The 25,553-nt window shown below is 61.8% G+C and carries 23 protein-coding genes and 1 pseudogene; 15 read left to right on the top strand and 9 right to left on the bottom strand.

Annotation, left to right across the window (positions count from 1 at the left end):
• The first annotated feature begins 49 nt into the window (after positions 1–49).
• Positions 50–1,531, top strand: coding sequence for a sensor histidine kinase (locus DKB71_RS21395; protein WP_408597261.1), 1,482 nt, complete (start codon positions 50–52; stop codon positions 1,529–1,531).
• Positions 1,500–2,930, top strand: a complete 1,431-nt coding sequence (locus DKB71_RS21390; protein WP_274076857.1) for a sigma-54 dependent transcriptional regulator — start codon at positions 1,500–1,502, stop codon at positions 2,928–2,930. Before DKB71_RS21395 ends, DKB71_RS21390 begins: the two co-directional genes overlap by 32 nt.
• Positions 2,931–2,969: 39 nt before the next feature.
• Here the strand turns inward: DKB71_RS21390 and DKB71_RS21385 are convergent, their stop codons facing one another.
• The 4 genes and pseudogenes from DKB71_RS21385 to DKB71_RS21370 form a co-directional block, all read right to left on the bottom strand.
• Positions 2,970–3,350, bottom strand: a complete 381-nt coding sequence (locus DKB71_RS21385) for a hypothetical protein (protein WP_323628039.1) — start codon at positions 3,348–3,350, stop codon at positions 2,970–2,972.
• 216 nt (positions 3,351–3,566) lie between these two features.
• Positions 3,567–4,145, bottom strand: a pseudogene (locus DKB71_RS21380) (hypothetical protein); the annotation flags it as partial.
• Between the two features lie 114 nt (positions 4,146–4,259).
• Positions 4,260–4,664, bottom strand: a complete 405-nt coding sequence (locus DKB71_RS21375) for a hypothetical protein (protein WP_274076860.1) — start codon at positions 4,662–4,664, stop codon at positions 4,260–4,262.
• Positions 4,665–4,747: 83 nt separating this feature from the next.
• The gene (locus DKB71_RS21370) at positions 4,748–5,815 is read right to left on the bottom strand and encodes an AraC family transcriptional regulator ligand-binding domain-containing protein (protein ID WP_408597258.1); all 1,068 of its coding nucleotides are present in this window, start codon (positions 5,813–5,815) and stop codon (positions 4,748–4,750) included.
• 71 nt (positions 5,816–5,886) lie between these two features.
• On the opposite strand from DKB71_RS21370, the gene DKB71_RS21365 reads away from it, so the two are divergent.
• Entirely contained in the window at positions 5,887–6,810 is a 924-nt protein-coding gene (locus DKB71_RS21365) for a LysR family transcriptional regulator (protein WP_323628042.1), read from the top strand.
• Between the two features lie 6 nt (positions 6,811–6,816).
• Here the strand turns inward: DKB71_RS21365 and DKB71_RS21360 are convergent, their stop codons facing one another.
• Entirely contained in the window at positions 6,817–7,743 is a 927-nt protein-coding gene (locus DKB71_RS21360) for a LysR family transcriptional regulator (RefSeq protein ID WP_408597255.1), read from the bottom strand.
• 94 nt (positions 7,744–7,837) lie between these two features.
• Between DKB71_RS21360 and DKB71_RS21355 the strand changes: the two genes are divergently transcribed.
• From DKB71_RS21355 to DKB71_RS21335, 5 genes are all read left to right on the top strand, one after another.
• Complete coding sequence (locus tag DKB71_RS21355; RefSeq protein WP_408597253.1) at positions 7,838–8,677, top strand: helix-turn-helix domain-containing protein; 840 nt, start codon at positions 7,838–7,840, stop codon at positions 8,675–8,677.
• Between the two features lie 253 nt (positions 8,678–8,930).
• On the top strand, positions 8,931–10,757 hold the full coding sequence (locus DKB71_RS21350; protein WP_408597251.1) for a DUF1302 domain-containing protein: 1,827 nt from the start codon (positions 8,931–8,933) through the stop codon (positions 10,755–10,757).
• Between the two features lie 11 nt (positions 10,758–10,768).
• The gene (locus DKB71_RS21345) at positions 10,769–12,106 is read left to right on the top strand and encodes a DUF1329 domain-containing protein (RefSeq protein ID WP_408597249.1); all 1,338 of its coding nucleotides are present in this window, start codon (positions 10,769–10,771) and stop codon (positions 12,104–12,106) included.
• Positions 12,107–12,261: 155 nt separating this feature from the next.
• The gene (locus DKB71_RS21340; protein ID WP_408597247.1) at positions 12,262–13,611 is read left to right on the top strand and encodes a DUF1254 domain-containing protein; all 1,350 of its coding nucleotides are present in this window, start codon (positions 12,262–12,264) and stop codon (positions 13,609–13,611) included.
• Complete coding sequence (locus DKB71_RS21335; protein ID WP_408597245.1) at positions 13,608–14,993, top strand: DUF1254 domain-containing protein; 1,386 nt, start codon at positions 13,608–13,610, stop codon at positions 14,991–14,993. Before DKB71_RS21340 ends, DKB71_RS21335 begins: the two co-directional genes overlap by 4 nt.
• A gap of 77 nt (positions 14,994–15,070) precedes the next feature.
• Here the strand turns inward: DKB71_RS21335 and DKB71_RS21330 are convergent, their stop codons facing one another.
• Together DKB71_RS21330 and DKB71_RS21325 are read right to left on the bottom strand one after the other, a co-directional pair.
• Positions 15,071–16,033 (bottom strand): IS110 family transposase, encoded by a 963-nt coding sequence (locus DKB71_RS21330; protein ID WP_408597243.1) that lies wholly within the window; start codon positions 16,031–16,033, stop codon positions 15,071–15,073.
• A 230-nt stretch (positions 16,034–16,263) separates the two neighbouring features.
• Positions 16,264–16,314 (bottom strand): hypothetical protein, encoded by a 51-nt coding sequence (locus DKB71_RS21325; protein ID WP_408601143.1) that lies wholly within the window; start codon positions 16,312–16,314, stop codon positions 16,264–16,266.
• 207 nt (positions 16,315–16,521) lie between these two features.
• On the opposite strand from DKB71_RS21325, the gene DKB71_RS21320 reads away from it, so the two are divergent.
• The 7 genes from DKB71_RS21320 (at position 16,522) to DKB71_RS21290 (ending at position 22,996) form a co-directional block, all read left to right on the top strand.
• Positions 16,522–17,190, top strand: coding sequence for an ABC transporter ATP-binding protein (locus DKB71_RS21320; protein WP_408597241.1), 669 nt, complete (start codon positions 16,522–16,524; stop codon positions 17,188–17,190).
• Position 17,191: 1 nt separating this feature from the next.
• Positions 17,192–19,663, top strand: a complete 2,472-nt coding sequence (locus DKB71_RS21315) for an ABC transporter permease (RefSeq protein WP_408597239.1) — start codon at positions 17,192–17,194, stop codon at positions 19,661–19,663.
• Positions 19,653–20,726 (top strand): lipocalin-like domain-containing protein, encoded by a 1,074-nt coding sequence (locus tag DKB71_RS21310; RefSeq protein ID WP_408597237.1) that lies wholly within the window; start codon positions 19,653–19,655, stop codon positions 20,724–20,726. The genes DKB71_RS21315 and DKB71_RS21310 overlap by 11 nt, the downstream gene beginning before the upstream one ends.
• Before the next feature lie 115 nt (positions 20,727–20,841).
• Positions 20,842–21,084, top strand: coding sequence for a hypothetical protein (locus DKB71_RS21305; RefSeq protein ID WP_274076875.1), 243 nt, complete (start codon positions 20,842–20,844; stop codon positions 21,082–21,084).
• A gap of 10 nt (positions 21,085–21,094) precedes the next feature.
• Positions 21,095–21,262 carry a hypothetical protein gene (locus DKB71_RS21300; protein WP_274076876.1) on the top strand — a complete coding sequence of 56 codons (168 nt, stop codon included), beginning with the start codon at positions 21,095–21,097 and terminating at the stop codon, positions 21,260–21,262.
• 86 nt (positions 21,263–21,348) lie between these two features.
• On the top strand, positions 21,349–21,930 hold the full coding sequence (locus DKB71_RS21295) for a hypothetical protein (RefSeq protein ID WP_408597234.1): 582 nt from the start codon (positions 21,349–21,351) through the stop codon (positions 21,928–21,930).
• A gap of 388 nt (positions 21,931–22,318) precedes the next feature.
• A complete protein-coding gene (locus DKB71_RS21290; RefSeq protein WP_408597232.1) occupies positions 22,319–22,996 on the top strand; it encodes a type 1 glutamine amidotransferase domain-containing protein in 678 nt (225 codons plus the stop codon).
• 100 nt (positions 22,997–23,096) lie between these two features.
• On the opposite strand, the gene DKB71_RS21285 is transcribed toward DKB71_RS21290, so the two are convergent.
• Both DKB71_RS21285 and DKB71_RS21280 read right to left on the bottom strand, forming a co-directional pair.
• Positions 23,097–24,476, bottom strand: a complete 1,380-nt coding sequence (locus tag DKB71_RS21285; protein WP_408597230.1) for a VOC family protein — start codon at positions 24,474–24,476, stop codon at positions 23,097–23,099.
• Positions 24,477–24,587: 111 nt separating this feature from the next.
• Positions 24,588–25,544, bottom strand: coding sequence for an alpha/beta fold hydrolase (locus tag DKB71_RS21280; protein ID WP_408597228.1), 957 nt, complete (start codon positions 25,542–25,544; stop codon positions 24,588–24,590).
• Between the last annotated feature and the right edge of the window lie 9 nt (positions 25,545–25,553).

Below are 25,553 nucleotides of genomic sequence, written 5' to 3'. Positions count from 1 at the left end.
GATCGGGAATGCGGCTGAAAACGCTTGTCTCAAGCTACCAGGACATCCCATGCAGATACTGCAATCAACGCCGGATACGCCGGCAGCAGAGGCCAAGGATTGGCGGCCGCCGTTCAATCTGGTGCGCTGGTTTTCCGTGGCGAGTTTTTTCATCATTGCCGGCGTGGCATTGGGCCTGGGCTACATTTCCACGCGTTTCGTGGTCGAGGAGAGTATCGAGCGCGACTCCATGCTGACCGCGCAATTCGTGCAAGCCATGGGCGCCGCCGAAATTCGCCATGCCGCGATTTCGCCGAACCGCACCATGGGCGAAATGCTCGACCCGCGCGCTGACGCCGCCTATCCGGACGTCGACTCGGGCGCCCGTACCGCTTCGCGCATCGAGTTTCTTGATCATGTCGAACACCTGCCAGACCTTCTGCTGGCCACGGTGTACGCCATGGATCGTACCGTGGTCTGGTCGACCAACCCCGAGCTGGTCGGTGTGCGCATCGACAATGACGAGGAACTGGACGAGTCCTTCGAAATGAAGGAAGCGGTGTCCACCAGCTACCACGAGATCGACGAGGAGCGTCCTGAGCAACGCTTGCTGCATGACCCCCAGTACCTGTTCGTCGAGAACTACATTCCAATGTTCAACGCCGACAAAAGCAAAGTGGTCGCCATGGTCGAGATCTACAAGGAACCGGCGGACCTGATAGCGCGCATCCAGCGCGGGTTCAAGGCGATCTGGCTGACCACATTGCTCGGCGGCGCGGTGATCTACCTGGGGTTGTTCTGGATCGTGCGCCGTGCGGCCCTGCTGTTGCATAGCCAGCAGAAACAGCTGGTCGCCAACGAAACCTTCGTCGCCCTGGGGGAAATGTCCTCGGCGGTCGCCCACAGCCTGCGCAATCCGCTGGCCAATATTCGTTCCAGCGCCGAAATGGCCCAGGAAATCGCCAGCCAGCCCGCGCAGAAGAACATCGGCGACATCATCGGCCAGGTCGATCGCATGTCGCGCTGGGTCCGTGAGTTGCTGGTGTCCTTGCGCCCGGTCAACGACGATCAGGAAAGCGTCGACCTGGTGCTGGCCATCGACGACACCTTGAGCGCCTTCGCCCCACAGATCCAGCGCTCGAACGTCGAGGTGCGCTTCACGCCGAGGACGGTGCCACCGGTCGTCAGCCAACAGGTGTTGCTCACACAGATTCTCAATAGTCTGTTCGCCAACGCGCTGGAAGCCATGCCCAAGGGCGGCGTACTGAGTATCGACATTGAAACACCGGCCCCCGATCAGGTGTGCATGGTCCTCAACGACACCGGCAAGGGCATGACCAAGCAGCAACAGCAAATGGTCTTCAAGCCGTTCTTCACCACCAAACAGGGAGGGTTGGGCGTGGGCCTGGCCCTGGTCAAAAGAATAATGGAGCGCTTCGAAGGCTCGGTCGAACTGACCAGCCAAGAGCAGGAAGGAACCCGCGTCTGTCTCAATTTCAAAGTGGCAACGGGAGGGGAATATGGAGCACAGCATACTGCTGGTCGAGGATGATGAGCTGCTCGCGGAGAATATCCAGACTTACCTGGAGCGCAAGGACTTCGAAGTGACCGTCTGCCACTCGGCCGAAGACGCGCTGTCGCAGTTGAGCACCTTTCTTCCGGATGTGGTGCTGACCGACAACTCGTTGCCGGGCATGAGTGGTCACGACCTGATCCAGAAGCTGCGCATCAGCGCGCCGGATCTGAAAGTGATCATGATGACCGGCTACGGCAACGTCGAAGACGCCGTGGTGGCGATGAAAGAGGGCGCGTTTCACTACGTGACCAAACCGGTGGCGCTGCCGGAGCTCAAGCTGCTGCTGGACAAGGCCCTGGCCACCGACCGGATGGAGCGCACACTGTCGTTCTACCAGGAGCGCGAGGCGCAGAAATCAGGGGTGCAGGCATTGATCGGCGAATCGGCACCGATGGTCTACCTCAAGGGCACCATCGCCCAGTTGCTCGACGCTGAGCGACGCATGGCCAACACCGATTTGCCGCCGGTGCTGGTGGAAGGCGAGACCGGTACCGGCAAGGAACTGGTGGCGCGGGCGCTGCATTTCGACGGTCCGCGCAGCAAAGGCCCGTTCATCGAGTTCAACTGCGCCTCGATTCCTTCCAACCTGGTGGAGTCGGAGCTGTTCGGCCACGAGAAGGGCGCCTTCACCGATGCCAAGGACCGTCGCCTGGGGCTGGTGGAAGCGGCCGACGGCGGCACCCTGTTTCTCGATGAAATCGGCGAAATGGACCTGATTCTCCAAGCCAAGCTGCTGAAGCTGCTGGAAGACCGGACCATCCGCCGGGTCGGTTCGGTGAAAGAGCGCAAGGTCGACCTGCGGGTGATCAGCGCCACCAACTGCAACCTCGAGCAAATGGTCCAGCAGGGCAAGTTCCGCCGCGACCTGTTCTTCCGCCTGCGCATCATTTCGATCAAGGTGCCGCGCCTGTATGCCCGTGGCGAAGATATCCTGCTGCTGGCCCGGCACTTCCTGGCGACCCATGGCAAACGCTACGGCAAGCCGCACCTGCGGTTCAGCGAGCAGGCCGAGGAACTGCTGCTCAACTACACCTGGCCGGGCAACGTGCGCGAACTGCGCAACATGCTCGAGCAGACCGTCTTGCTGGCGCAACACGACACCATTGCCGCCCACCAGTTGAACGTCTGCCTGAGCCTGGTGGACGAGCCGGCGATGTTTACCCATGAGCTGCCACCGAGCGAACCGCGCGCGGCCTATAACGGCAACGAATCGATGAACCTGCCGGAAGTGGAGCGCGACATGGTGCGCAAGATGCTCGACAAGACCGACTGGAACGTCACCAAGTCCGCGCGGCTTTTGGGCCTGAGCCGCGACATGCTGCGCTACCGGATCGAGAAGCTTGGCCTGGCGCGGCCGGACAAGCGTCAGTGGTAGAGGAGCAGCTGTCAGTTTGCAGCCTCAAGCTGCAAGTTGTTACAAGGCCGGGCTCGGGTTGCTGAGGCAGGCGAGCATGCAGGTCGGGTCGAGGACCTCCTGGTTCACGTAGACGCCGTGTACGGCGTCGTAGGTGCGAATGAACACGCGCACGGTGGTATCGGCGACCGTTGGCAATCGGGAATCGGAGAATACGTGCTCGCTCGACACCGGGGTGAAGGTCTGGGGCGATGTCGGGATGTACGATCCCGGCGGCACCGTGCTCAGGGTTGGAGGCGCCGGATGGGCAAAGGGCTGGTCGGCGCCGTAGTAGTTGAATTCACTGCTGGATTCTTCGGTTTGCATCGCACTGTCATCCGCCTGGGCGCTGCTGGCAGCCAGGCACAGGGCAAGTAACAGCGTGGGTACGGTTGTGTTCATGGCAGCACCTGCGGCATCGGTTTTCGCGCGTTTCCCCAAGGTCATTAACTATAGCGTTCCCGTGGGCGAACGTCGGTGGTGCGCGCTTTACAAAAACGCAACACGGCGGCGGTGGGGGCCTGACAGCCACCCCATCCCCTGTAGGAGCTGCCGCAGGCTGCGATCTTTGATCTTGCTGTTAAAAAGCAAGTCAAAAGATCGCAGCCTGCGCTCCCACGTCAGCTCCAGCCGGTCCAACGCGTAATCCTTCCCGGCCAGGGTCAGTTCAAAAGTGGTGGTGCCGAACGTACCCCGTGTCACTTTTTGCCTCACAAGACCTTTGACCTGGAGTTGCTTTAGACCGGTTTCAACTTCCGACGTACTGAGTGAGACAAGTTTGCAAACCGAGCTCAGGTTCGCAATTTTTCTGAAGCTCGCGTGATAGGCCAAAGCTTCCATCAGAATCGTTTGGTCATCTGTCAACTGGGGGAACTGAGGGTTGTTCTTTTTGTAAATTCTTCGCTCTAACTCGTGTAACTCACCGTAAGCTCCATCAGTGATGCGGGCGTAGTAAATCGCAACAGACAGAGTGCTGATCAAAATCGCGATAATCATCAGCAGCGACCAGTTCGGTATTGGCGTTTCCAGCCATAGCCATTCCCAAAAAACTGGCAGCCAGCCCGTGGTATCGGCCAGCAACGTCAGGTCGAAGTGAGTGTCGAGCAGCTTCATGGCGGCCCAGGCGACAAGGAAAACTCCGGCCGAGCCGGCCATGACCTTGAACGTGAACGGGGAAGGCTTCCCTTGTGCTGCCATGCTGCTCGTCTCAAGTGCAGAAACAGGTGCTATCAGCATAGCAGCGGAAAGTGGCCCTCTCAGGGGCCCGCAAGGGAGAAACAGGAGAAATGTCGTCTGGTGTGTTTGCAGTCCTTAAAATAGCCGGGTGATCTCATTCAAGATCCGATCCTGGGTTTGAGTACTTGGCCTTTGGCGGTAAGCCACTGCAAAAAAAGCAACGCCTTCGTAGTCGCAGCGAATCGAAAAAGTCATGCCTTCACGCAACCCGTAGACTGATCTTTCTCCTGCTTCAACAAAATATCTCGCTTTTGCAAGCGCCGCCCTGGCGTGCTGCAGACAGCCAGCTTGAGTCAGTGAATGTTGTAGCCAGCTGGTCGTGACTCGCACAGACGAAGTCTCGCTGTCATCGATAGGGGGGCGAGTAATTTCTTTAGGTGCATTGTACTTCTCGTCGCTGGTACAAGCGGTCAGCCCCATTGTGATAACGCACAGTAAAAAGCCATAACGAACGCTCGAATGCTGCAGTGGATTTCGCATCGTGGGGCGCACCTGTGACGATCTGCAATGAATGAAGTGGCTACTAACGTAATAGCGGGTTTCTGATCTTTTGCTAGTTACGCTCAGTCATTGCGACACAACCCCAGCCGCCCGCGATAGACCCCAGGCGCACACCCCAGCCACCGCAAGCACGCCCGGTTGAAGCTCTGCACGTCGCTGTAGCCCAACCGGTCGGAAATCTCGACCAGTTCCAGGTCCGCCTCCTGCAAGAAATCTTCGGCGCGGCAGCGGCGGTACTCGTCCAGCAACTCGGAAAAACTCCAGCCCAGGGACTTCAAGCGCCGGGCCGCGGTGCGTTCGAGCATGTGCTGGCGGGTGCAGAACTGCTGCCAGTGGGCGACGGCGAGTTCAGCGATCACGTAGTCGCTGACCTGCTCGAGCAGGGTCGGCTCACTGTTGCGCCGGGTTTGCTCCAGCAATTCCACGAGGGTCTGTTCCAGCTCATGGTTACCGGGGGTGAGCGCGGTGACGAACAGCTGTGGATCGAGGTGAATCGCATACTGTGCCATCCCCCAGCGTACCGCTACCCGGAACGCTTGCTCGTGGTCCTGGGCGTTGGCCGGACAGGCGCCGACCAGGCTGACCGCGAGGATCGGGTCACGCGCCAGGCCGCTGGCGAGGAATTTTCGACGCAGCATGCTGCACAAGCTGATGAGGATGTAGTCTGCGGTCGCCGCACTGGCCTTGACGCTGCCGGCATCGAGCAGGCGCAGCTCGACGCCGTCCTTGTCGCGTACCACCTGTGCCTGGAAATGCCCGTTGAAAAACGGAAAGAACCGCACGAAATATTGGCAGGCGCTGTCCAGGGACGCCGCGACGTCGAACAGGTAAGTCAGGCCGTTGGTGGCGGTGGACACGAAGCGTCGACCCGCCGCCAGGCCGATCAGCGGGTCGCCGGTCTGCTCCAGCGCAAACGCCCAGAAGCGCCGCGACAGGAACAGCGGCACTCGCATGAACGGCGTGCGCAACTCGAACAGGCTGCGCCGGAACAGGCCTTCGATAGCCTCCCGGGCAACGCCGCGTGCCAGCAGTTCTTCGATGGCTGGCAGCAGGGTCGGGGCGTAGAAGGCATTGGGCAATGCCTGAGGGTGCGGTGCCTGAGGCTGCATTGGCTGATCGCTTTTTGTCATGTAGGGCTCACAGCTTGAATCAAGTCACTGGTTAGGCTGCCTGACGTTAAGCGATTTGCCGGAGCAAGACCATGCTTGATTTACGCCAGCTCGACCTGAACCTGCTGCTCGCCTTCGATGCGATCTATCAGCAGCGCAGTGTCACCCGTGCCGCCGAGGTGATGTGCCTGTCGCAACCGGCCATGAGCAACGCACTGCGCCGCCTGCGTGAGTTGTGTGGCGATCCGCTGTTCATCAAGAGCCGCCTGGGCGTGACCCCGACGCTGGTCGCGCACCGCCTGGCCGACTTCGTGCGCGCCGCCCTGGAGTCCTTGCGCGAGGGCTTGCGCATGATCCCCGCGGCGCGGCAAAACAATCCGCTGCTGCGCATCAGCTGCCTCGATTGCCTGCAACCGGTGCTGCTCGATGCACTGCTCGAGTCGCCCCATGCCGATTGGCAAGTGCGGTACTTCCAGCCGCGGCGGCGCGATGCCTTGCAGGAGCTGGCGAGCGGCAAGCTCGACATCCTGATCGACCTCGACCAACCGCTGGCCGGGCTGGCCGGCCTGTACAAGCAAGTGCTGCCCGCCGATCATTATGTGTTCGCCTTTGGCGCCGCCCTCAAGGATCCGCCGCGCACCCTCGAGGCCTATCTCCAACAACCGCAGATCCAGGTGTCCAGCCGCCGCGACGGCCTCAGCCCGGTGGACCTGCGGCTGGGCTTGAAAGGTATGCGCCGGACCCTGGCGATGAGTACGCAAAGTACCCTGGCCGCGCGCCTGATAACCGATCGCCAGCCGTTCGGCATGAGTCTGCCGAGCCGGGTTGCCAGTGCACTGGGCTTGCAGCAAGTGCCGTTGCCGCTGGAGGAACCGGTGGAGCTGAAACTGGCGTTGTACATCGAATCGCGCTATCGCTTCGAACGCAGTCGCGAGGAGGCGGTGCATTGCCTGCTGCGGGCCTTGGGTGAGCCGCGGGCGTTGCAGGCGCAGCCGGCGTTGTCGCGCCGTGCCTGATGCGATTTACCCCGAAACCGCCACCAGCAAATGCTCGTCGACCTGCATGATCGCCTCGACCATCGCCCGCGCCGCCGGCGTCAGGGAATAGCCGACGCGACTGACGATGCCGTAATGCAGGAGCAACCCGGGGTCGTCGCTGGGCACGTCGACAAAGTCCAGCAGCCGAATCAGCCCCTGGTCGACCTGTTCGGCGAGGGCTTCCATGGTGGCGATGCCCACCGCGTCGGAGCGCCTGACCACGCGGCAGATGGCGTCGAATTGCGCGCATTCGACGCTGGGGTTGAAATCGGGTTCGCCCTGCACGTCGGCGAGGATCTTGCGGATCATCGGCGGGATGCGCGTACCGACCACGGCATAGTCGAGCAGGGCACGCAGCGACAGGTTCTGGCGGTTGGCCAGAGGGTGATCGATGCGACAAAAAAAGCGTCCGCGCCGTGGCCGCAGCAGCTGGACCTGGTATTGCGGGTCACCGGTGAAGTAGCGCGAATCGGCGACCAGGAACTCGATCTGCTGCTCGCGCAACCACAGCGCCAATTGCTCCCAGTCGCCGAGATGAAAACGGGTGCGGATCGCCGGGTGCGCCTGGATGAATTGAGCCAGGGCTTCGGGCACCAGCAGTTGCGCCGGGTAAGGGCCGCTGCCGAAGTGCAGTTCGCCGCCGGTCAGACCGTTGTATTGGGTCAGTTCGTTGTGCAACGCCTGGCTACCGGCAAGCAGACGCCGTGCGTGCTGCAGCACCAGTTGGCCCTGGCCGGTCAGGCGAAATTCGCGACTGCTGCGCTCCACCAGTGCGCAATCGAGGTCCCGTTCCAGGGTCTGGATGCTGCGGCTGAAGGCCGGCTGGCTGAGGTTGATCGCTTCGGCGGCGCGACCAAAACTGCGGTAGTCGGCCAGTGCGACGAGGTGGCGAAGTTGTCGAAGGTCCATCATGCGTCTCCTGCATTCAGCGGATACTTTTAATGCATTGGATCGATATCACAGAGACTGGCATAAGTACACGCCTGCCTTCCAGACGCCGTGCGCCATGACCACTGAAACCTTCGCCTCCAGTGCATTCACCCGCACCATTCTCAGCCATGCCCAGCGTTCCGGCCTGTGCCAGGAACAGCTGCTGCAACGGGCCGGGATCTGTCTGTCGCTGCTGGAGGGGCAAGGCTTGCGCGTTCCCGCGCACCTGGTTGAACAGCTGTGGCACGAATGCGAGCGCCAGGGCGCCGGGGCCACTTTTGGCTGTGAACTGGTCAACGGCATGGCCACCACCAGCCTGCAAGGCTTGAACATACTGCTCGATTCCGCCACGACCCTGCGCGCCAGCCTCGCCTGCTTCACCGAGTTCCTGCCCCGTGTGACCAACTACGTGCAGGCGCAACTGGAGGAGGTTGAAGGACAGGCTCGCTTGCACCTGCGCGCTGCTCAGCAATTGCCGCATTTTTTCGGACTGGATGCGGCCACCTTGACCCTCGTGCGCAACATCGCCCGCCGACTCGGGCGGGCACCGGGCGAGGTGTTCCTGGGTGTGACCTTGACCCCGCAGCAGGCGGCCGGTGAGTGGTTGCGCAGTGTCGGCATCGAAGTCTCACAGGGATCGCATCCGCGCCTTGATGTTCCGCTGGCCATTCTCGACGAACCCCTGCTGGGCGCCAATCCGTTCCTGCACCAGAGCATGTTGCGACACTGGCAGACTGAAGCCGCGCAACATGTCCGCAGCGACAGTCTGGAGCTGGCGCGGCATTGGCTGACAGCGGGGGATCAGCCCATAGAGCGGATTGCCGAACGCCTTGGCTATCGGCAGCCAAGTAATTTCATAAGGGCATTTCGCAAGCAGTTCGGGATTACGCCGAAGCAGTTTCGGTTGGGGTTGTAGGAGCTCGCGGTGAGGCGATCCGACCTGGCGATGGCTCTACTTTCGGCCGCCTTCGCTGGCAAGCCAGCTCCTACAGTGGATCGGGTGCGGCCTTGGGGCATGCGGCGGTTGTGAGGCCGTCATCGCCGGCAGGCCGGCTCCCACAGTAGATCGGATACAGCCGATGATTGCTTTTTGTCAGTCATCGCTTGCGTGTGGACGATAAGGCTCAGGCACCGTGACCAGGCTGAGTAATCCTGACCGGAGCCTAATAATGATAAGAAAACGCTCGGCCACAGCCACAGTCCGCCAACGACTGAACCGGCCTGGCCACCCCCGCCCGCAACCCCTTGCGCTGGCTATCCTTGCCGTACTGGCGGGGCCTGCATCCGCGACCACCTTCGAGATCAACGAAGACTGGAGCCTGTCGACCAAGACTGCCCTGAGCCTGGGCAGCAGCTGGTCGACGCAAAACCCCGACAAGAGCCTCATGACCCGCGCCAACGCCTTGCAGGCCCAGGGGGTGCAGGCCAACGGCACCAGCGTCAGCGCCGACGATAACCGGCTGAACTTCGAGAAGGGCGACCCCATCTCGCAGGTCTTCAAGGGCCTGACCGATTTCAGTCTCGATGGTCAGGGCCAGGGCGCCTTCCTGCGCTTCAAATACTGGTACGACCACGCCTACGAAACCCGCCAGGCGCGGTTCAAGGATTTTGACGATTCAGGTTGGGACGACCTGTCGAAGTTCAAGGGCTTCGAGATGCTCGACGCCTATGTCTGGAAGGACTTCCAGGTGGCCGAACACCCCCTGAGCGTGAAGGTCGGCAACCAGGTGTTGTCCTGGGGCGAGTCGCTGCTGATCCAGAACGGCATCAATGTGATCAACCCGCTGGACATCTCGGCCTTCAACCGCCCCGGCGTGGAAATCAAGGAAGGCCAGTTGCCGGTGGAAATGGTCTCCTTCAGTTTCGGCCTGACCGATACCACCAACCTCGAAGGCTTCTACCAGTACAACTGGAGGCCCAGCGTGCTCGATGGTTGCGGCACGTTTTTCGCTGCCAGCGACGTGATCCAGAAGGGCTGCGGGCCGTTGTACCTGAGCCAGACCCTGACCGACCAGCAGATGCAGGCCGCCGGTTTGTACGCCACCTCCCGGGGCAATGAATCACCGTCGGACAACGGCCAGTTCGGTTTCGCCCTGCGCCAGATGATCCCGGCGCTGAACGATGCCGAAGCGGCGATCTACTTCATCAATTACCACTCGCGGCTGCCGTACTTCACCCTCGATGCGAAGAACATCGGAGCGCGGGGGACATTCCCCGGCGGCATCCAGGCGCCGAGTTATGCGGCGGCGTTTCCGGAGGACATTCGCCTGTACGGCATCAGCCTCAACGGCGTCGAACCGATCAGCGGGATTTCCCTGGCCGGCGAGGTGAGCTATCGGCCGAACATGCCGCTGTCGATCAACGCGCCGGACGTCAATGTCGCGGTGATTTCCGGTGCGGCAGGCAGTTCCTGGGTGGAGTTGCCAGCCGGGTTCAACGTCAACCGAGGCGACCGTTTTGACGCGTGGGAGCGCAAAGGCGTGTGGCAGATGACCGCTTCGGCGACCCAGGCCATCGATAACGTGCTGGGTGCCACGCGCCTGAACCTGTTCGGCGAGGCCGGCGTGGTGCACATCGACGACCTCGGTGATGAGCGCCTGGGTCGCAGCGCCGCGTTCGGTCGCAGCTCGACGCGCAACGGCACACCGTGCAACACCGTGGCCTCGGGCGTGACCAACCAGTACTGCACCGACAAGGGCTTTTCCACCGACTGGTCGTGGGGCTATCGCCTGCGCGCGAGCCTGGAATACAGCGACGTGCTGCCCGGCATCAACCTGATCCCGGCACTCAACTGGCGACATGACGTCGAGGGGTATTCCTACGATCCCCAAGGGCCGTTCCAGGAAGGCCAGCAAGCCCTGGGCGTGAGCCTGACCGGCGTCTACATGAACGATTACAGCGTGGAACTGGCCTACAACGCCTTCTTCGGTTCCAACGACTACAGCACCCTCGACGACCGCGACTTCGCATCCGTCAGCTTCAAGGCAGACTTCTAAGGAGAACCGTTATGCGTATGCAATTGTGCGTGCTGGCCCTGGCCTGCAGCGTCGGCCTGGCCCAGGCCAAAGGCACCGATTCGGCTGCCCTGGGCAAAAACCTGACGCCCATGGGCTCGGAAATGGCGGCCAATGCCGACGGCAGTATTCCGGCCTGGAGCGGTGGCCTGGCGAGCAACGCCGGGACGGTCGACAGCAAGGGCGGCTACAGCGATCCCTATGCTGCCGAAAAACCGTTGTTCACCATCACCGCGCAGAACCTGGCGCAGTACCAGAAGTTTCTCAGCCCCGGGCAAATCGCTTTGTTCAAGCGCTTTCCCGACAGCTACAAGATGAACATCTACCCCAGCCATCGCAGCGCCAACCTGCCCAAGGAAGTGCTGGCGGCCAGCCGCGACAACGTCGCCAGGACCAGCATGGCCGACGGCGGCAATGGCTTGCACGACTATGCGCGGGGCATTCCGTTTCCGCTGCCCACCGAAGGCCTGGAGGTGATGTGGAACCACATGACCCGTTATCGCGGCGGCAGCTATGAGCGCATCAGCAGCGCCGCACTGGTGCGTGAAAACGGCGCCACCAGCTACGTGCGCAACCAGTCGCTGATCAACTTCGCCGACACCGTGGGGGGGCTGGAATCGGGCTCGAACATTCTGTTCATGTTCAAGAGCCGGGTGCTGGAACCGGCGCGCCTGTCCGGTGAAGCGGTGCTGGTGCATGAACCGATCGACCAGGTCGCCGAGCCGCGTTCGGCCTGGCAGTACCTGCCGGGCCAGCGCCGTGTGCGTCGCGCGCCGATGATCGCCTACGACAACAGCGCCCGCTACAGCAACGGCCTGATCACCGCCGACAACATCGACGGCTACAACGGCGCGCCGGATCGTTTCGACTGGAAGCTGGTGGGCAAGCAGGAGCTGTTTATCCCTTACAACAGCTACAAGATCGGCAGCCGTGACCTCAAGTACGACGACGTGATCAAGCCCAACCACGTCAACCAGGACCTGGCCCGCTACGAGAAGCATCGGGTGTGGGTGGTGGAGGCCACGCTCAAGCCGGGCGCCCGGCACATCTACGCCAAGCGCCGGTTCTACGTGGACGAGGACAGTTGGCAGATCGCCCAGTCGGACCAGTACGACAGTCGCGGTGAACTGTGGCGCAGCGGTGAGCTGCATGCGATCCAGCAGTACGACCACGGCTTCACCTACAACGTGCTGGAAACTTCCTATGACCTGATCTCCGGACGCTATTACGCCGGTGGCCTGGCCAACGAAGAGACCGAACCGATGCGCGTCGGCTTCGCCGCCAAGACCGACGACTACACCCCGTCGGATCTGCGCCGCTGGGCCAAATAACCCGAAGTCACCGCAAACCCAATGTGGGAGCGGGCTTGCTCGCGAAGAGGGAGTGTCAGTCGACTGCGATGTTGTCTGACACACCGCTTTCGCGAGCAAGCCCGCTCCCACAAGGGAATGGTGTTTGCTGTCGTTTATCTGCAAGGAGACCTACCGTGCGCCACTGGATATCCGCACTCGCCCTGGGCGCAAGCCTGGGCACCGTTCACGCTGCGACCCTCGATCAACCGCAGGCCAAGGCGCTGGCGCAGGAGGCTTATGTGTTTGCCTTCGCCACCGTCGAGCACGACAAGGTGCTCAGCGCCATCGCTGCCAAACTGCCGTTCAACCGACTCTACAGCGAGCCGCGCCTGCTCGGCCCGCAGGACAACAAAGTGGTGTCGCCCAACAACGACACCTTCTATTCCCGCGCCTTGCTCGACCTGCGCGGCGAACCCCAGGTGCTGCAAGTGCCGGCGGTGCAGGGGCGCTACTACAGTTTTCAGTTGATCGACATGCGCACCGACAACCTCGACTACATCGGCACCCGCGCCACCGGCAACCAGGCCGGGCGCTACCTGATCGCGGGGCCGGACTGGCAGGGCGATGTGCCCGCCGGTTTCAGCGGCGTGATTCGCTCGCCGAGTCGACTGGTGTTTTTGCTCGGGCGCACCGAAGTCAAGGGCGAGGCCGACCAGCAAGAGGCGGCAAGAGCACTGACCGGTTATACCTTGCAGCCACTGTCCAAGGTGCTGGGCGGGACCTCTCCCGAGGTGCTGCCCTCACTGCAACTGCCGGCTTATCAGGACAGTAAACAGGGTGCGGCCGAGGCACTGTTCAACACCTTCAACGCCCTGGCGCCATTGCACCGATGGACCGCCCGCGAACAGGAAAAACTCGCTCGCTTTGCCGCCATCGGCATCGTGCCCGGTGCGGCGTTCGAGGCGCCGGCAGGACTCGGCGCAGCGATCGCCCAAGGCGCCGAAGCCGGCCGCGAACAGGTGCGCGCCGCGTCCAGCCAGCTCTCGGTAGAGCAACAAGGCTGGTTTCGCTCACCGACCAACGTCGGCAAATTCGGTGACGACGACCTGACCCGGGCGGCGGTGGCCTGGCGCTACATCTACGCCAACGATGCCGTGGAAGCGGTGTACCCGATGGCGCTGCACGATGTGCAAGGCCAGGTACTGGACGGCCGCCATGTCTATCGCCTGCATTTCCCGGCCGGGCAATTGCCGCCGGTGAATGCCTTCTGGTCGCTGACCTTGTATGACGGCAAGACCCAGTTGCTCGCAGCCAATGCGATCCAGCGTTACGCCCTGGGCGATCGCAGCCCCGACCTGCGCCATGACGCCGATGGCGGATTGACCCTGCTCCTGCAAACCCACGCACCTGAGGCGGCGCAACAGGGCAACTGGCTGCCGACGCCGGAAGGTCCGTTCAATTTACTGTTGCGCCTGTACCTGCCCAAGGCCGGAGCGCTCGATGGCAGTTATCACTTACCCACCATCGTGAGGGTCGAGCCATGAACGGGATCTTCACCCGTCGCCGTTTGTTGGGCTGCATGGGCGTACTGGGCGGCAGCCTGATGTTGCCACGGGGACTGCTCGCCGCCGATTCCGAAGACCTGCGGGGCATTGCCCGGGAGGCGTGGATCTACGCCTACCCGATGCTCATGCACTACCAGACGCTGGAAAAACAGCTGCTCGATCCCGCGGCACCGGAGTACGTCGGCGGCTTCAATCGCTTCCGTCACTACAGTGAGTTGTACACGCCGAACAACCGCGAAATCGTCACGCCGAACAACGACACGCCTTATTCCTGGGCCTGGCTCGACCTGCGTAGCGAACCGCAGGTGTTGAGCGTGCCGGCGGTCGCCGACGACCGCTACTACGTGCATCAGTTGGTCGACCAGTACACCCACAATTTTGCCTATGTCGGCGTGCTCAGCACCGGTCGCGGGGCAGGGGACTACCTGATCGCCGGGCCGGATTGGCAGGGGCCGACACCGGCCGGGATCAAGGCGGTGCTACGCAGCGAAACCGCGATCGTCATGGTGCTCGGGCGCACCGGGCTGCGAAGCGCCGACGACTTGCCCGAGGTGCGGGCGTTGCAACAGCAGTATCGATTGCGCGCCTTGCACGAATACACCGGCGGACCCTCGCCCGCTGTGGCGCCGGCGATTGTCTGGCCGGAGTGGGACAGTAAAACCGGGTTGGGACCGGACTTTATCGCGGTGCTCAATCACCTCCTTACGCTGTGCCCGACGCAACCGTCCGAACAGGCTTTGCGCGCACGTTTCGCGCGGATCGGCATCGTGCCCGGCCAGGGTTTTGATCTCTCGGTCTTAGCCGCGGATGAGCGTCAGGCACTGATCGCCGGCATCCAGGATGCCCAGGCGCAACTGCAAGCGGCAGTGGCGCGGGTGCGTAGCACTGTCGGCCTGTTTGGCAACCGCGAGGCGATGCAGGGCAATTACCTCAACCGCGCCGTCGCGGCCCATGTCGGCATCTACGGCAACAGTGTCGAAGAGGCGTTCTACACCGGCACCCGCCAGGACAGTCAGGGGCAGCCATTGCAGGGTGGGCGGCGTTATCGACTGCGTTTCGCGCCGGGGCAACTGCCACCGGCCAGCGAGTTCTGGTCGTTGACATTGTACGACTTGCCGGACCGGCAGTTGGTGGCCAATCCGATCGATCGTTATTGCTTGAGCAGTCGGGATCGCTTGCAGGTGGATGGCGATGGTGGGTTGACGTTGTTGATGCAGACCTCAGCCCCGCAGGAACTGAGCAACTGGTTGCCGACGCCGGCGAGTGGGGCGTTTACCCTGGTGCTGCGGTTGTACGGGCCTGAGCGGCAGGTGATCGAGCAGCAGTGGCAGATGCCTGTGGTTGAAGCGGTTTCTGTGTAATCCGATAGACCGCTTTCGCGAGCAAGCCCGCTCCCACATTGGACCTGTGTCATACACCGGATCGAGTGTGGGAGATTCTATGTTTGGGGGGAAGCCCCCAAGACTGGATTTGGCTGATACTCGCTCTGGTTCTTCATCAGGGCGAACGCCACTCGTGCCAGCTTTCGAGCCAGGATGACCAGCACTTGAGTCGTCTTTAATCCTCGCTCCAGATAGCGTTCGTAAAATGGCTTCCAGGTCTTCGAGCGACTGGCAGCCATCGCGGCGTTATGCAGCAGACGCCGTATTTCTGAGTCACCTTTCTTGGTCAGCTTTCGACGTCCGTTCATCTGCCCCGAATCAGAGACTCTCAAATCCATTCCAAGAAACGCGATATAGGCGTCACCACTGGCGAAGTCGCCACGTTGAAATGCCATCGTCAGTGCGGTGGCGGTAAGAAAACCGACCCCCTCTACGGCCTGGCAGCGTTTGACTTGATCCAACAGACCCGCCTCTTTGACGACTTCCAACAGCTTCTTCTGGATGAGTAAATCCAATCGACCCATGGCAGCTATCTGTTGTTTGAATGCCGCTTTCAGCAGCGGCTCGTCGTTCCAGCTTTGAGTCAGGCTGACACGCGCCTGGACCAATGTCGCTCGTCTTCGAAGCAGGCTTTGAAGCTTGGTATAGACCTTCGGCGGCGGGCTCCAAGGACGTAGCTCTTCCTCTTCGTTCTTCAAGTAACGCGCCAGTAAACGCGCGTCGCTGGCATCTGTTTTGGCGCGGCCACCCACTCCTTTGCGGTAGTTACTCAAACGGAAACCGTCGATGACATAGACGACATGTCCCATTGCATGAGCCAGCTCAACCGTATCCAGGTGATAGATATTGGTGGCTTCAATCGCGATGGCGCTGTTTGCAGGTAACGTTTTCAGCCACTTTGTAAGAGACGGTTTATCGTTTGACACGGGCAACAGCAGATCCGTGTCGGCCTGATAGACCACCACTTCGGCCTTGGCGACATCCACTCCGACTACAGAACGCGAGACACTCATTGCCACAAAGAAAGCTCCGGGTTAGGGTTTAAAGGCTTGTCGGGGCTTCACCATTGCGCTGGCTTGCTTCTATCGTCGGTCATGGCCGATGCATTCCTTATCGGCGCTTTGGTGAAGGGGTGGGGCGAAGTCTCCCACGGTCTGTACTGGCTAGAGTCAGATGCTGGCTTTTAGTCCCACCACCCCTACAAGTCTAAACATACAAGCGGGCTTGCTCGCGAAGGGCGCGACGCGGTTTACGGCGTAACGATATTGAACTGCGGCCCAAAGGTGTCGAGGCTGCCCATCAACTCCCCAAGCTTCTTCCCGTTCCCTTGCAGCTTGACGGCGAATCGCCAGGAAATCGAAGCACATCTCCGGGCTCATCCCCCGCACCATGTCCACCGACACCGAGGTGCCGGCATGGCGGTGGCCGGGCAGGGCTGCAATCGGCGACGGACAAAAACCATTCCGGGCCGCTATTCTTGGCCCACGCTCATCGAACGGGTTCTCCCATGCTTGAAGTCCAGGGTGTCTTCAAAAGCTACGCCACCCCGCAAGGGCCATTGCCGGTGTTGCAAGGTGTCGACCTGAGCCTCAAACCCGGCAGCAGCCTGGCGCTGATGGGCGAGTCGGGCAGTGGCAAGAGCACCTTGCTGCACCTGATCGCCGGGCTGGACAAGGTCGATCGCGGCAGCATCCGCAGCGGTGAACACCGGCTGGAGCAGATGAACGAAGGGCAATTGGCGAGCTGGCGACGCAGTGAAATCGGCCTGGTGTTCCAGCAGTTCAACCTGATCGGCAGCTTGCGGGTGGAGGACAACCTGGCGTTTCAGGCGCGCCTTGCCGGCCGCCATGATCCGCGCTGGCAGGCGCATCTGGTGCAGCGCCTGGGCTTGGGCGATTTGCTGCGGCGCTATCCCGAACAGCTCTCCGGCGGCCAGCAACAACGGGTCGCCTTGGGCCGGGCCCTGGCCTCGCAACCGAAGTTGCTGTTGGCCGACGAGCCCACCGGCAGCCTCGATGAAGGCACCAGCGACGAAGTGCTGAAGTTACTGCTGGAGCTGCTCGACGACAGTCCGACGACCCTGCTGATGGTCACTCACAGCCCCAGCGTGGCGGCGCGAATGGCCGAAAAGGTGGTGCTGCACGGCGGTCGGCTGGCGACTGTGGACGAACGCTGAGATGCGCATTTTTCGCGAAACCCTGCGCGCGCTGCTCAGTCATTGGCGACAGCACCCGGTGCAGTTTTTCAGTGTGCTGACCGGGCTGTGGCTGGCCACCAGCCTGCTCACCGGGGTGCAAGCGTTGAACAGCCAGGCGCGGGACAGCTATGCCCGGGCCAGTCAGCTGATCGGCGGCGAACCCCAGGCCAGCCTGAGTGCGCCCGCTGGCGGGACTTTCCCGCAGCAGTGGTTTGTCGACCTGCGCCGCGCCGGTTGGCCGGTGTCGCCGGTGTTGCAGGGCCGGCTGACGCTCAAGGGCCATGAGGACCAGCGCCTGCAACTGATGGGCATCGAGCCCGTTTCGCTGCCGGCCGGGGCCGAGGTGGCGGGGCGGGCATTGGCCATCGAGCAGGTTGTCGAGTTTTTCACGGCGCCGGGCAGCACCTGGATTTCACCGCAGACCTTGCAGAGTCTGGGGCTGACGGAAGGGGAGCGGCCGTTGGCCTTGAACGGCCAGGCCCTGCCGCCGCTGCACGCTCAAGCGGATATGGCGCCGGGGGTGTTGCTGGTGGACATCGGGTTTGCCCAGCAGATTCTCGGTTTGCCGGATCAGTTGTCACGTCTGCTACTGCCCAGGGATTTCAGCGCGCCGCTGCCCGATCCGTTCAAGGGGCAACTTCAGCTCAAGAGCAGCGGCGAAGAAAACAATCTGGCGCGCCTCACCGAGAGCTTTCACCTGAACCTGGACGCCTTGGGGTTTCTCTCGTTCGTGGTCGGTCTGTTTATCGTGCATGCCGCGATAGGGCTGGCGCTGGAACAGCGTCGCGGTTTGCTGCGGACCCTGCGCGCCTGCGGGGTCAGCGCGCGGATGCTGATAACCTGTCTCGCCGTCGAACTGGGCGGCCTGGCCCTGATCGGCGGTGTGGCCGGGGTCGTCAGCGGTTATCTGCTGGCCAGCGTGCTGCTGCCGGATGTCGCCGCCAGCCTGCGCGGCTTGTACGGCGCCGAAGTGGCGGGGCAGTTGAGCCTGAGCCCGTTGTGGTGGCTCAGCGGCGTCGGCCTGAGCCTGTTCGGCGCGGCACTCGCCGGTGCCAACAGTCTGTGGCGTGCAGCGCGCTTGCCGTTGCTTGCCCTGGCCGATCCGCAGGCCTGGCATCAGGCCCATGCTCGCTGGTTGCGTCGTCAGGGCTGGGTGGCGGCGCTGGCCTTGGCCATTGCGTTGCTGGCCTTGCTGCGCGGAGATAGCCTGGCCAGCGGTTTTGTGCTCATGGCCGCGTTATTGCTGGGGGCCGCGCTGGCGTTGCCGGTGGTCCTCAATGCCGTGCTCAATGGGCTGACCCACCGCAGTTCTTCGGTGCTCGGCCAGTGGTTCGTCGCCGATTGCCGGCAGCAACTGCCGGCCTTGAGCCTGGCGCTGATGGCGCTATTACTGGCCCTGGCGGCCAACATCGGCGCCGGCAGCATGACCGCCGGTTTCCGCCAGACCTTCAGCAACTGGCTCGAACAACGGCTGACCGCCGAGCTCTACCTCAATCCCCAAAACCCGGCCCAGGCTCGGGAGATGTATGACTGGCTCAAGCAACAACCGCAGCTGACGGCGGTGTTGCCCAACTGGCAGGTCTCGATTCAACTGCAAGGCTGGCCGGCGGATGTCTTCGGCGTGATCGATCACCCGACCTATCGCCAGCACTGGCCGTTGCTTGAAGCCCTGGACGACAAGCCCTGGGATCGCCTGGCAGCAGACGATACGCTGATGCTCAGCGAGCAACTGGCGCGGCGCTTGAAGGTCAAGCTCGGCGATCACCTGACGATCGCCACGCCCAACGGTCCCTGGTCGCCGCGCATCGTCGGGGTCTACGCCGACTACGGCAATCCCAAGGGCCACCTGCTGGTCAACGTCGATCACTTGTTGCGCGGCTGGCCGCAACTGACGCCGAACCGCTTCAACCTGCGCATCGAGCCGGCATTGATAACGCCGTTCGTGACTGCGCTGCAGGCACGCTTCGCCCTGGAAGACAGCCGCATCGTCGATCAGGCCCGACTCAAGGGCTGGTCGACGCAAGTGTTCGAGCGCACCTTCGCCGCCACCGCCGCGCTCAATAGCCTGACCCTTTGCGTGGCCGGCGTGGCGCTGTTCATCAGCCTGCTGACGCAAAGCCAGAGCCGTCTCGGGCAACTGGCGCCGCTGTGGGCGCTGGGCGTGACGCGCCGGCAACTGATGCTGCTCAACCTCGGGCAAACCTGGCTGCTGGCGCTGCTGACCCTGGTGCTGGCGTTGCCCTTGGGCATCGCGCTGGCCTGGTGCCTGGACGCGGTGATCAACGTCCAGGCCTTCGGTTGGCGCCTGCCGCTGCAGGTGTTTCCCCTGCAATTGCTGCAGTTGATGGCGCTGGCGTTGCTGGCGACCTTGCTGGCGTCGGCGTGGCCGCTGTATTCGCTGTATCGCACGCAACCGGCGGACCTGCTGAGGACCTTTGCCCATGAGGATTAAGCTCGGGCTCTGCCTGGCCGCAGCGCTGCTCGCCGGTTGCGATCAGCCGGCGCCAGATGAAAAGGGCTTCGCCGGCCTCGGCAATCAAGCGGCCGCGTTTACGCCCGTCATGCCCGGTCGGGTGTTCAGCTTCCCGGCGGATCATGGCCCGCACGACGGTTTTCGCATCGAATGGTGGTACGTCACCGCCAACCTCAAGGATGAGCAGGGCCGCGAATTCGGCGCGCAGTGGACGCTGTTTCGCAGTGCCTTGAAAGCCACGCCCGAGGCGTCCGGCTGGAGCAACCAGACGTTATGGCTGGGCCACGCGGCGGTGACCTCGGCCTCGGTGCATCACGCCGCCGAGCGTTATGCCCGTGGCGGCGTGGGACAGGCCGGGGTGAGCCTGACGCCGTTCAACGCGTGGATCGACGACTGGCGTTTCAGCAGTCAGGCAACGGGCGCCGATCCCCTGGCGGATCTGCAACTCAGCGCCCGCGACAAGGCATTCAGCTATCAACTGCGGCTGACCGCGAACCGACCGCTGGTGCTCCAGGGCGACAAGGGTTTCAGTCAGAAATCCGAACAGGGCCAGGCGTCCTATTACTACAGCCAGCCGTTTTTCCAGGCCAGCGGCACCCTCGAGATCGACGGCCAGCGCTTTCAGGTCAGCGGCCCCGCATGGCTCGACCGGGAATGGAGCAGCCAGCCCCTGACCGCCGACCAGAGCGGTTGGGACTGGTTTTCCCTGCACCTGGACAGCGGCGAGCAGGTGATGCTCTATCGCATGCGGCAAAAGCACGGCGAACCGTACCTGACCGGCACCTGGATCGACGCTCGGGGCCAGACCCAAAAGCTCAATGCCGACGAGATCCGCCTCACTCCGCAGGACACCGCTCAGGTGGCCGGGCGTTCGATGCCCGTGCGCTGGTCGATCCAGATCCCCGGCAAACACCTCGACATTGTCATCAGCGCCCTCAACCCCAATGCCTGGATGAATCTGCGCATTCCGTACTGGGAAGGGCCGGTGCGTTTGAGCGGCAGCCATGGCGGGCAGGGGTATCTGGAAATGACCGGTTATTAGAATCAAAAGATCGCAGCCTGAGGCAGCTCCTACATCTTTCGTCTTCTCCCAATCCACCGGAACTCCACGCGGCGTCCACCCCTCTACCGTACGAATGCTTCTGCTGGAGCCCGTCATGCGCGAAGACCTCACACCGCCCGACCTTGACGCGTGGCAGCGCCTGTTCGAAGACGAGGCGTACTGGCAGCAGTCCCCCGACTCCTATTACATGGATTTGCAGCGTCTGGCCGACGATCTGTTGGGGCAGGGCGCCATCGATCTCGAACAATGGCAGGCGCTCAAAGCCCGGGCGGAGCAATCCCACAAAGACTCCCCGGCGATCAACGTTGCCCGGGAGCTCGACGATCCCGAAGCCTGAGGAGCACCCCATGAAACCCACCCCTGATAGCGAAAACCCCGACGAGCCACGGCCACCCGGAGAAACCGAGCGCGACAATGACGCTCTGCGCCCCACCGATCCGACTCGGCGCAAGGAAAGCGGCAAAGGGACGACCAGCGGCGAATCCACCGCGCAAGAAACTGCGAAGAATCCCTGATCAGCGTCTATGCTCATCCCTCAAACGGCGTTGAACCTTCGCTTCAACGCCGTTTGTCATCCTCCATCACAGGGAATGTTCTGCCTATGAAACTCAACGCACTGACCAAAGCCATCACCCTCGCCACCTTGCTGTCTGCCGCCAGCTTTAGCGCTGTTGCAGAAGACATTCCGTTGTCCGCCGTTGTGGAAGCTGATCAGATCAGCACCAAAGTCGTTTCGGTCGATGCCGCCAAACATCAAGTGGTGCTTGAAGGGCCGGAAGGTCGTCAGGTCCATGTGCAACTGACCGACAAGGCGAAAAACCTCGACAACCTCAAGGCCGGCGACCAGGTCGACATCAAGGTCACCCGCTCCGTCGCGGCCTACCTCGATACCGACGTCGACAAGGGTTTGCCGGGTAGCTCGGAGCGTGCCGGTGAAGCCCGCAACGCACCCGGGAACGTCCCTGGCGGCGAAGCCTATCGTCAGGTACAAGTCCAGCTGCAAATCACCGACATCGACCTGAAGAAAAACCAGGTGTCCTTCAAAAACCCGCAGGGGCAGACCAAGACCATCACGGTCGAAGATCCGAAAGTTCAAGCCAAGCTCAAGGACCTGAAAGTGGGGCAAAGCGTCTACGTGACATACACCGACATTCTGCAAGTGACCACCAAAGCCAAAAGTTGAGTGTTCTATCCATTGATTGTTCCTGTACAACTTTTGTATAGGAACAATCAACTACTTTGGTCGAACTGGTGGGTTTAAGTTGTTGGTTCCGAATTGTATTTCAGGTGAAATATTATAAAAGTTCGTATCATTAAATTTCATGTTTCAGGCACGGACATATCCATAAACATCTATTAAAATACACCCCGTTCGCCCAGTGTCAGGGTTCTTTACCAGTGCATGGATTGCCGAGGCCATAGCACTGGGCGAACTCTTTTCTCGACAGACGACTGCATTTTCAATCGAATGAAAGGCGCAGTTGTTGTGCTCTGCAATATTCCCCCCGGGTTTAAACTTGTAACTGATAGTTATCTGTTTGCCTGCAGCCCCGAGATGGAGTGACGATGACATGAAAATCCTGATGGTTTTAACGTCCCACGATCAATTGGGTAACACCGGCAAGAAAACCGGCTTCTGGCTGGAAGAATTCGCTGCACCCTATTACGCCTTCAAGGATGCCGGCGCACAACTGACCCTGGCCTCGCCCAAGGGCGGCCAGCCACCGCTTGACCCCAAGAGCGACGAGCCGGACGCGCAAACCGAGGCCACCGAACGCTTTCGCCAGGACCCTGCGGCGCAATCCGCATTGGCTTCGACCGTCGTGCTGGGTACGGTGAAGGCCGGGGACTTTGATGCGATCTTCTATCCAGGTGGCCATGGACCGCTCTGGGACCTGGCTGAAGACCCTCATTCGATTGCGCTTATCGAAGCCTTCTACAACGCCGGCAAACCGGTCGCCGCCGTCTGCCATGCGCCGGGTGTATTGCGTCATGCCAAAGGCGCCGACGGCCAGCCCCTGGTCAAGGGCAAGCAGGTGACGGGGTTCACCAACAGCGAGGAAGAAGCGGTGCAACTGACCAAGGTCGTGCCGTTCCTGGTGGAGGACGAGCTCCAGGCCAAGGGCGGGATTTTTTCCAAGGGGCCTGATTGGGCGAGCTACGTGCGAACCGATGGGCTGCTGCTGACGGGGCAGAACCCGGCGTCTTCACAGGCCACGGCTGAAGCGCTGTTGGCAAAATTGAAATGATCACTTTGTAGGAGCCGGCTTGCCGGCGAAGGCGTCTTCGAACATTGCGTAAGTCTTGCGGACGCATTCGCCGGCAAGCCGGCTCCTACAGGAGGTGTTGTCAATTAACCAACGTGGCAAGACACTGCTCGATCGAGCGCTGTTGGGTTTGTGCGTACAACTGCAGTTCGTCAATGGTTGAACGCCCCAGGGCTTTTTCGAACGCCTGCTGGTTGGAGTGCTCGCCATAGTGGCTTTGCGCGGCATCCCCCAGGTTTGACTGGAAAATCCCCGCCGCACTGACCGGCAGGAAATCCTCGTACACCAGCGGTTCAACTCGCAGATACCCAACGCTGACCAGATCTTCGAGGCTCAAGGTTTTCAGGTCAGCCGCAGCCAGCCCTTTTTCCGTCACAAAGTAGCGAAAGAACGCCAGTTCCTGTTGGCGCATGCCCTCATGGGTGTCAGGAAATTCGCTGAAGTGCTGGGCCATCAATTCGTTGTAGCGGGCGGCGTTGGCTTCGTTGGGGAAGTCCTTGAGTTCGTCCCGGGCGGCATTGAGCAGACGGTCGTACAGCGCCCGGCCCTTGGGTGTCAGGGCCGCGCCGCGTTGTTCGATTTCCCCGAACCGGGCGCTGTGGCTGCCGCGCGTGTCGGATTGATCGGTGAACGCGATTGGCTCGTCCAGTGCCTTGAAACTGGTCTGGCGCAGCAGGATAGGGCACTGACGGCGGGGCGGACCTTCGATCACCGCTTTGGGGGTGATGCCGTGCGCCGGCATTTGCGCCTGCACGATGTCGATGTCCAGGGTGCGCGGCGTCAGGTGATTGATGTGCGGTCCCTTGAACGCCACCACATCGGCAATCAGCCGATGCTGGGCGCTGAGTTGCTGGTATTGCCCGGCGGTGACCGTGGCGCTGTGGTGCCAGCGGAAGGTTTCCAGGGCCTGTTCGACGAACTCGTCGGCCTCTTTTTCGGTCAGGCCTCCCTGGGTATCGGCGCGGTCGATGAGGGCGAGGGCAGTGGGGGTGAAGATCGAACGCTTGTCCAGCACCGACTGGGCAAAGGCCCGCAGCTCGAGGTCTTCGATCAGCTCCAGGCGCAACAGCGAGGTGAACACCCGGAACGGGCTGACCTGCAGCGCCGCCTCATGCACCGCACGGAAAGCGGTGGAATGCACCGGCACCCCGGCCGGGGTCAGGTCGTAATAACCCACCGGCTGCATGCCCATGACCGCGAACAGGCGAGCGAGGGTGGCCAGTTCAGCGGCGGTGCCGACCCGGATGGCCCCGTGGCGCTCAAGGTCGAGGCGCTCGATTTCCCCGGTGCTGTTCAGCTGTCGGGCCACTTGCGGGTCGTTGTCCAGCACGTGGCGGTTGGTCTGTTCCACCAGTTCCATCAGCGCGCCGTACAGCGGCACTTCTTCACGGTACATGTCGGACATCGCTTTGGAAAAGCGTTGGCGGATCAGGTTGGGGCTGACGAAGCTTTGGTGGCTCATGAATACAATTCCTGGCGCGTGGACGTGAAGGATGGGAGAAAAGATCGCAGCCTTCAGCGACGCCGGCAAACGAAGTTTCTGACGAACTTCATTCTGCAAAGGACTGCCAGGTCAGTGCAGTCGTTGATCCTGCGGGCTTTCCGAGCGCAGCGATGCCAAAAACTCCCGATACAGGTGGGCCGAACCGGCAGGCGCTTCGACCATCGGCATGTGCCCGATGCCTTCCCATATTTCCACCCGCAGATCCGCCAGACCTTTGCTCCAGATGGCCACGCTGCTGACATCGATCAAGCGATCCTTGCGCCCCCACAGCAACAGCGCTGGCGCCTTGATCGCCGGCAGTTTCGGTTCCATGGGCGGGCTGGCGCGAAAATCGCGAAAGATTTCTTCCAGTTCGTCGCGCGACTGTTGATAGCGATGGGCGATGGCGTCGAGTACCACGCCCGGCATCCACGGTGGTTCGGCCATGGTCATGCCATAGAAATACTTGAACTCTTCCCGCGAGTGAATCAGGAACGGGTTGTGGCCCTTGGCCAGATGCCGCTCCAGGTCACTGGGTTCCGGCGAGGTCACCCCGGCAGGGTCGAACAGGGCGAGCGAGGCAATGCGTTCCGGATAGTTGGCCGCCAGCCAGGCGGCGATGTAGCCGCCCATCGAGTTGCCGATGACATGGACCTTGTCCACCCCGCAGACATCTAGCAACTGGATCATCCGCTTGGCCTGCAGCGGGATGTCATAGCCGCCACCGGCCTTGAAGCCGGTTTCGCCATGCCCGGCGATGTCGGGAATGATCACCCGGTAGTTGCCGACAAAGTGCCGGGCAAAACGCAGCCACAGGTTCTTGTCGGCACTGAAGCCGTGCAGCATCAACACATTGCTGGACGCCTCATACGGCCCGCCTTGCCAGGTCGAGACAGTCATCTCGGGGATGGGCACGACGATCTTGTGCAGTTTGTACAACTTGGCCTCGACGGCCACGCTCAAGTCATACAGCCAGTACCCGATGGCCGGGTAGCTCAGCCAGCTCCAGGCGGCGAACACCGCGATAGCGACAACCAGTAAAAGCATCAGGCGCCT

It is taken from the genome of Pseudomonas sp. PLMAX, assembly GCF_046042685.1.
GTDB lineage: Bacteria > Pseudomonadota > Gammaproteobacteria > Pseudomonadales > Pseudomonadaceae > Aquipseudomonas > Aquipseudomonas putida_AE.
Note: the sequence above shows the minus strand (reverse complement) of the source record. Positions and strands in the feature narration are given on the sequence as shown.

Coding starts and splice junctions, on each gene's coding strand:
- DKB71_RS21310 (WP_408597237.1), top strand. CDS start 19,653: ATGAGGATTAAGCTCGGGCTCTGCCTGGCCGCAGCGCTGCTCGCCGGT.
- DKB71_RS21345 (WP_408597249.1), top strand. CDS start 10,769: ATGCGTATGCAATTGTGCGTGCTGGCCCTGGCCTGCAGCGTCGGCCTG.
- DKB71_RS21360 (WP_408597255.1), bottom strand. CDS start 7,743: ATGATGGACCTTCGACAACTTCGCCACCTCGTCGCACTGGCCGACTAC.
- DKB71_RS21365 (WP_323628042.1), top strand. CDS start 5,887: ATGCTTGATTTACGCCAGCTCGACCTGAACCTGCTGCTCGCCTTCGAT.
- DKB71_RS21320 (WP_408597241.1), top strand. CDS start 16,522: ATGCTTGAAGTCCAGGGTGTCTTCAAAAGCTACGCCACCCCGCAAGGG.
- DKB71_RS21315 (WP_408597239.1), top strand. CDS start 17,192: ATGCGCATTTTTCGCGAAACCCTGCGCGCGCTGCTCAGTCATTGGCGA.
- DKB71_RS21385 (WP_323628039.1), bottom strand. CDS start 3,350: ATGAACACAACCGTACCCACGCTGTTACTTGCCCTGTGCCTGGCTGCC.
- DKB71_RS21375 (WP_274076860.1), bottom strand. CDS start 4,664: ATGCGAAATCCACTGCAGCATTCGAGCGTTCGTTATGGCTTTTTACTG.
- DKB71_RS21355 (WP_408597253.1), top strand. CDS start 7,838: ATGACCACTGAAACCTTCGCCTCCAGTGCATTCACCCGCACCATTCTC.
- DKB71_RS21300 (WP_274076876.1), top strand. CDS start 21,095: ATGAAACCCACCCCTGATAGCGAAAACCCCGACGAGCCACGGCCACCC.
- DKB71_RS21395 (WP_408597261.1), top strand. CDS start 50: ATGCAGATACTGCAATCAACGCCGGATACGCCGGCAGCAGAGGCCAAG.
- DKB71_RS21350 (WP_408597251.1), top strand. CDS start 8,931: ATGATAAGAAAACGCTCGGCCACAGCCACAGTCCGCCAACGACTGAAC.
- DKB71_RS21370 (WP_408597258.1), bottom strand. CDS start 5,815: ATGACAAAAAGCGATCAGCCAATGCAGCCTCAGGCACCGCACCCTCAG.
- DKB71_RS21280 (WP_408597228.1), bottom strand. CDS start 25,544: ATGCTTTTACTGGTTGTCGCTATCGCGGTGTTCGCCGCCTGGAGCTGG.
- DKB71_RS21390 (WP_274076857.1), top strand. CDS start 1,500: ATGGAGCACAGCATACTGCTGGTCGAGGATGATGAGCTGCTCGCGGAG.
- DKB71_RS21285 (WP_408597230.1), bottom strand. CDS start 24,476: ATGAGCCACCAAAGCTTCGTCAGCCCCAACCTGATCCGCCAACGCTTT.
- DKB71_RS21295 (WP_408597234.1), top strand. CDS start 21,349: ATGAAACTCAACGCACTGACCAAAGCCATCACCCTCGCCACCTTGCTG.
- DKB71_RS21335 (WP_408597245.1), top strand. CDS start 13,608: ATGAACGGGATCTTCACCCGTCGCCGTTTGTTGGGCTGCATGGGCGTA.
- DKB71_RS21290 (WP_408597232.1), top strand. CDS start 22,319: ATGAAAATCCTGATGGTTTTAACGTCCCACGATCAATTGGGTAACACC.
- DKB71_RS21305 (WP_274076875.1), top strand. CDS start 20,842: ATGCGCGAAGACCTCACACCGCCCGACCTTGACGCGTGGCAGCGCCTG.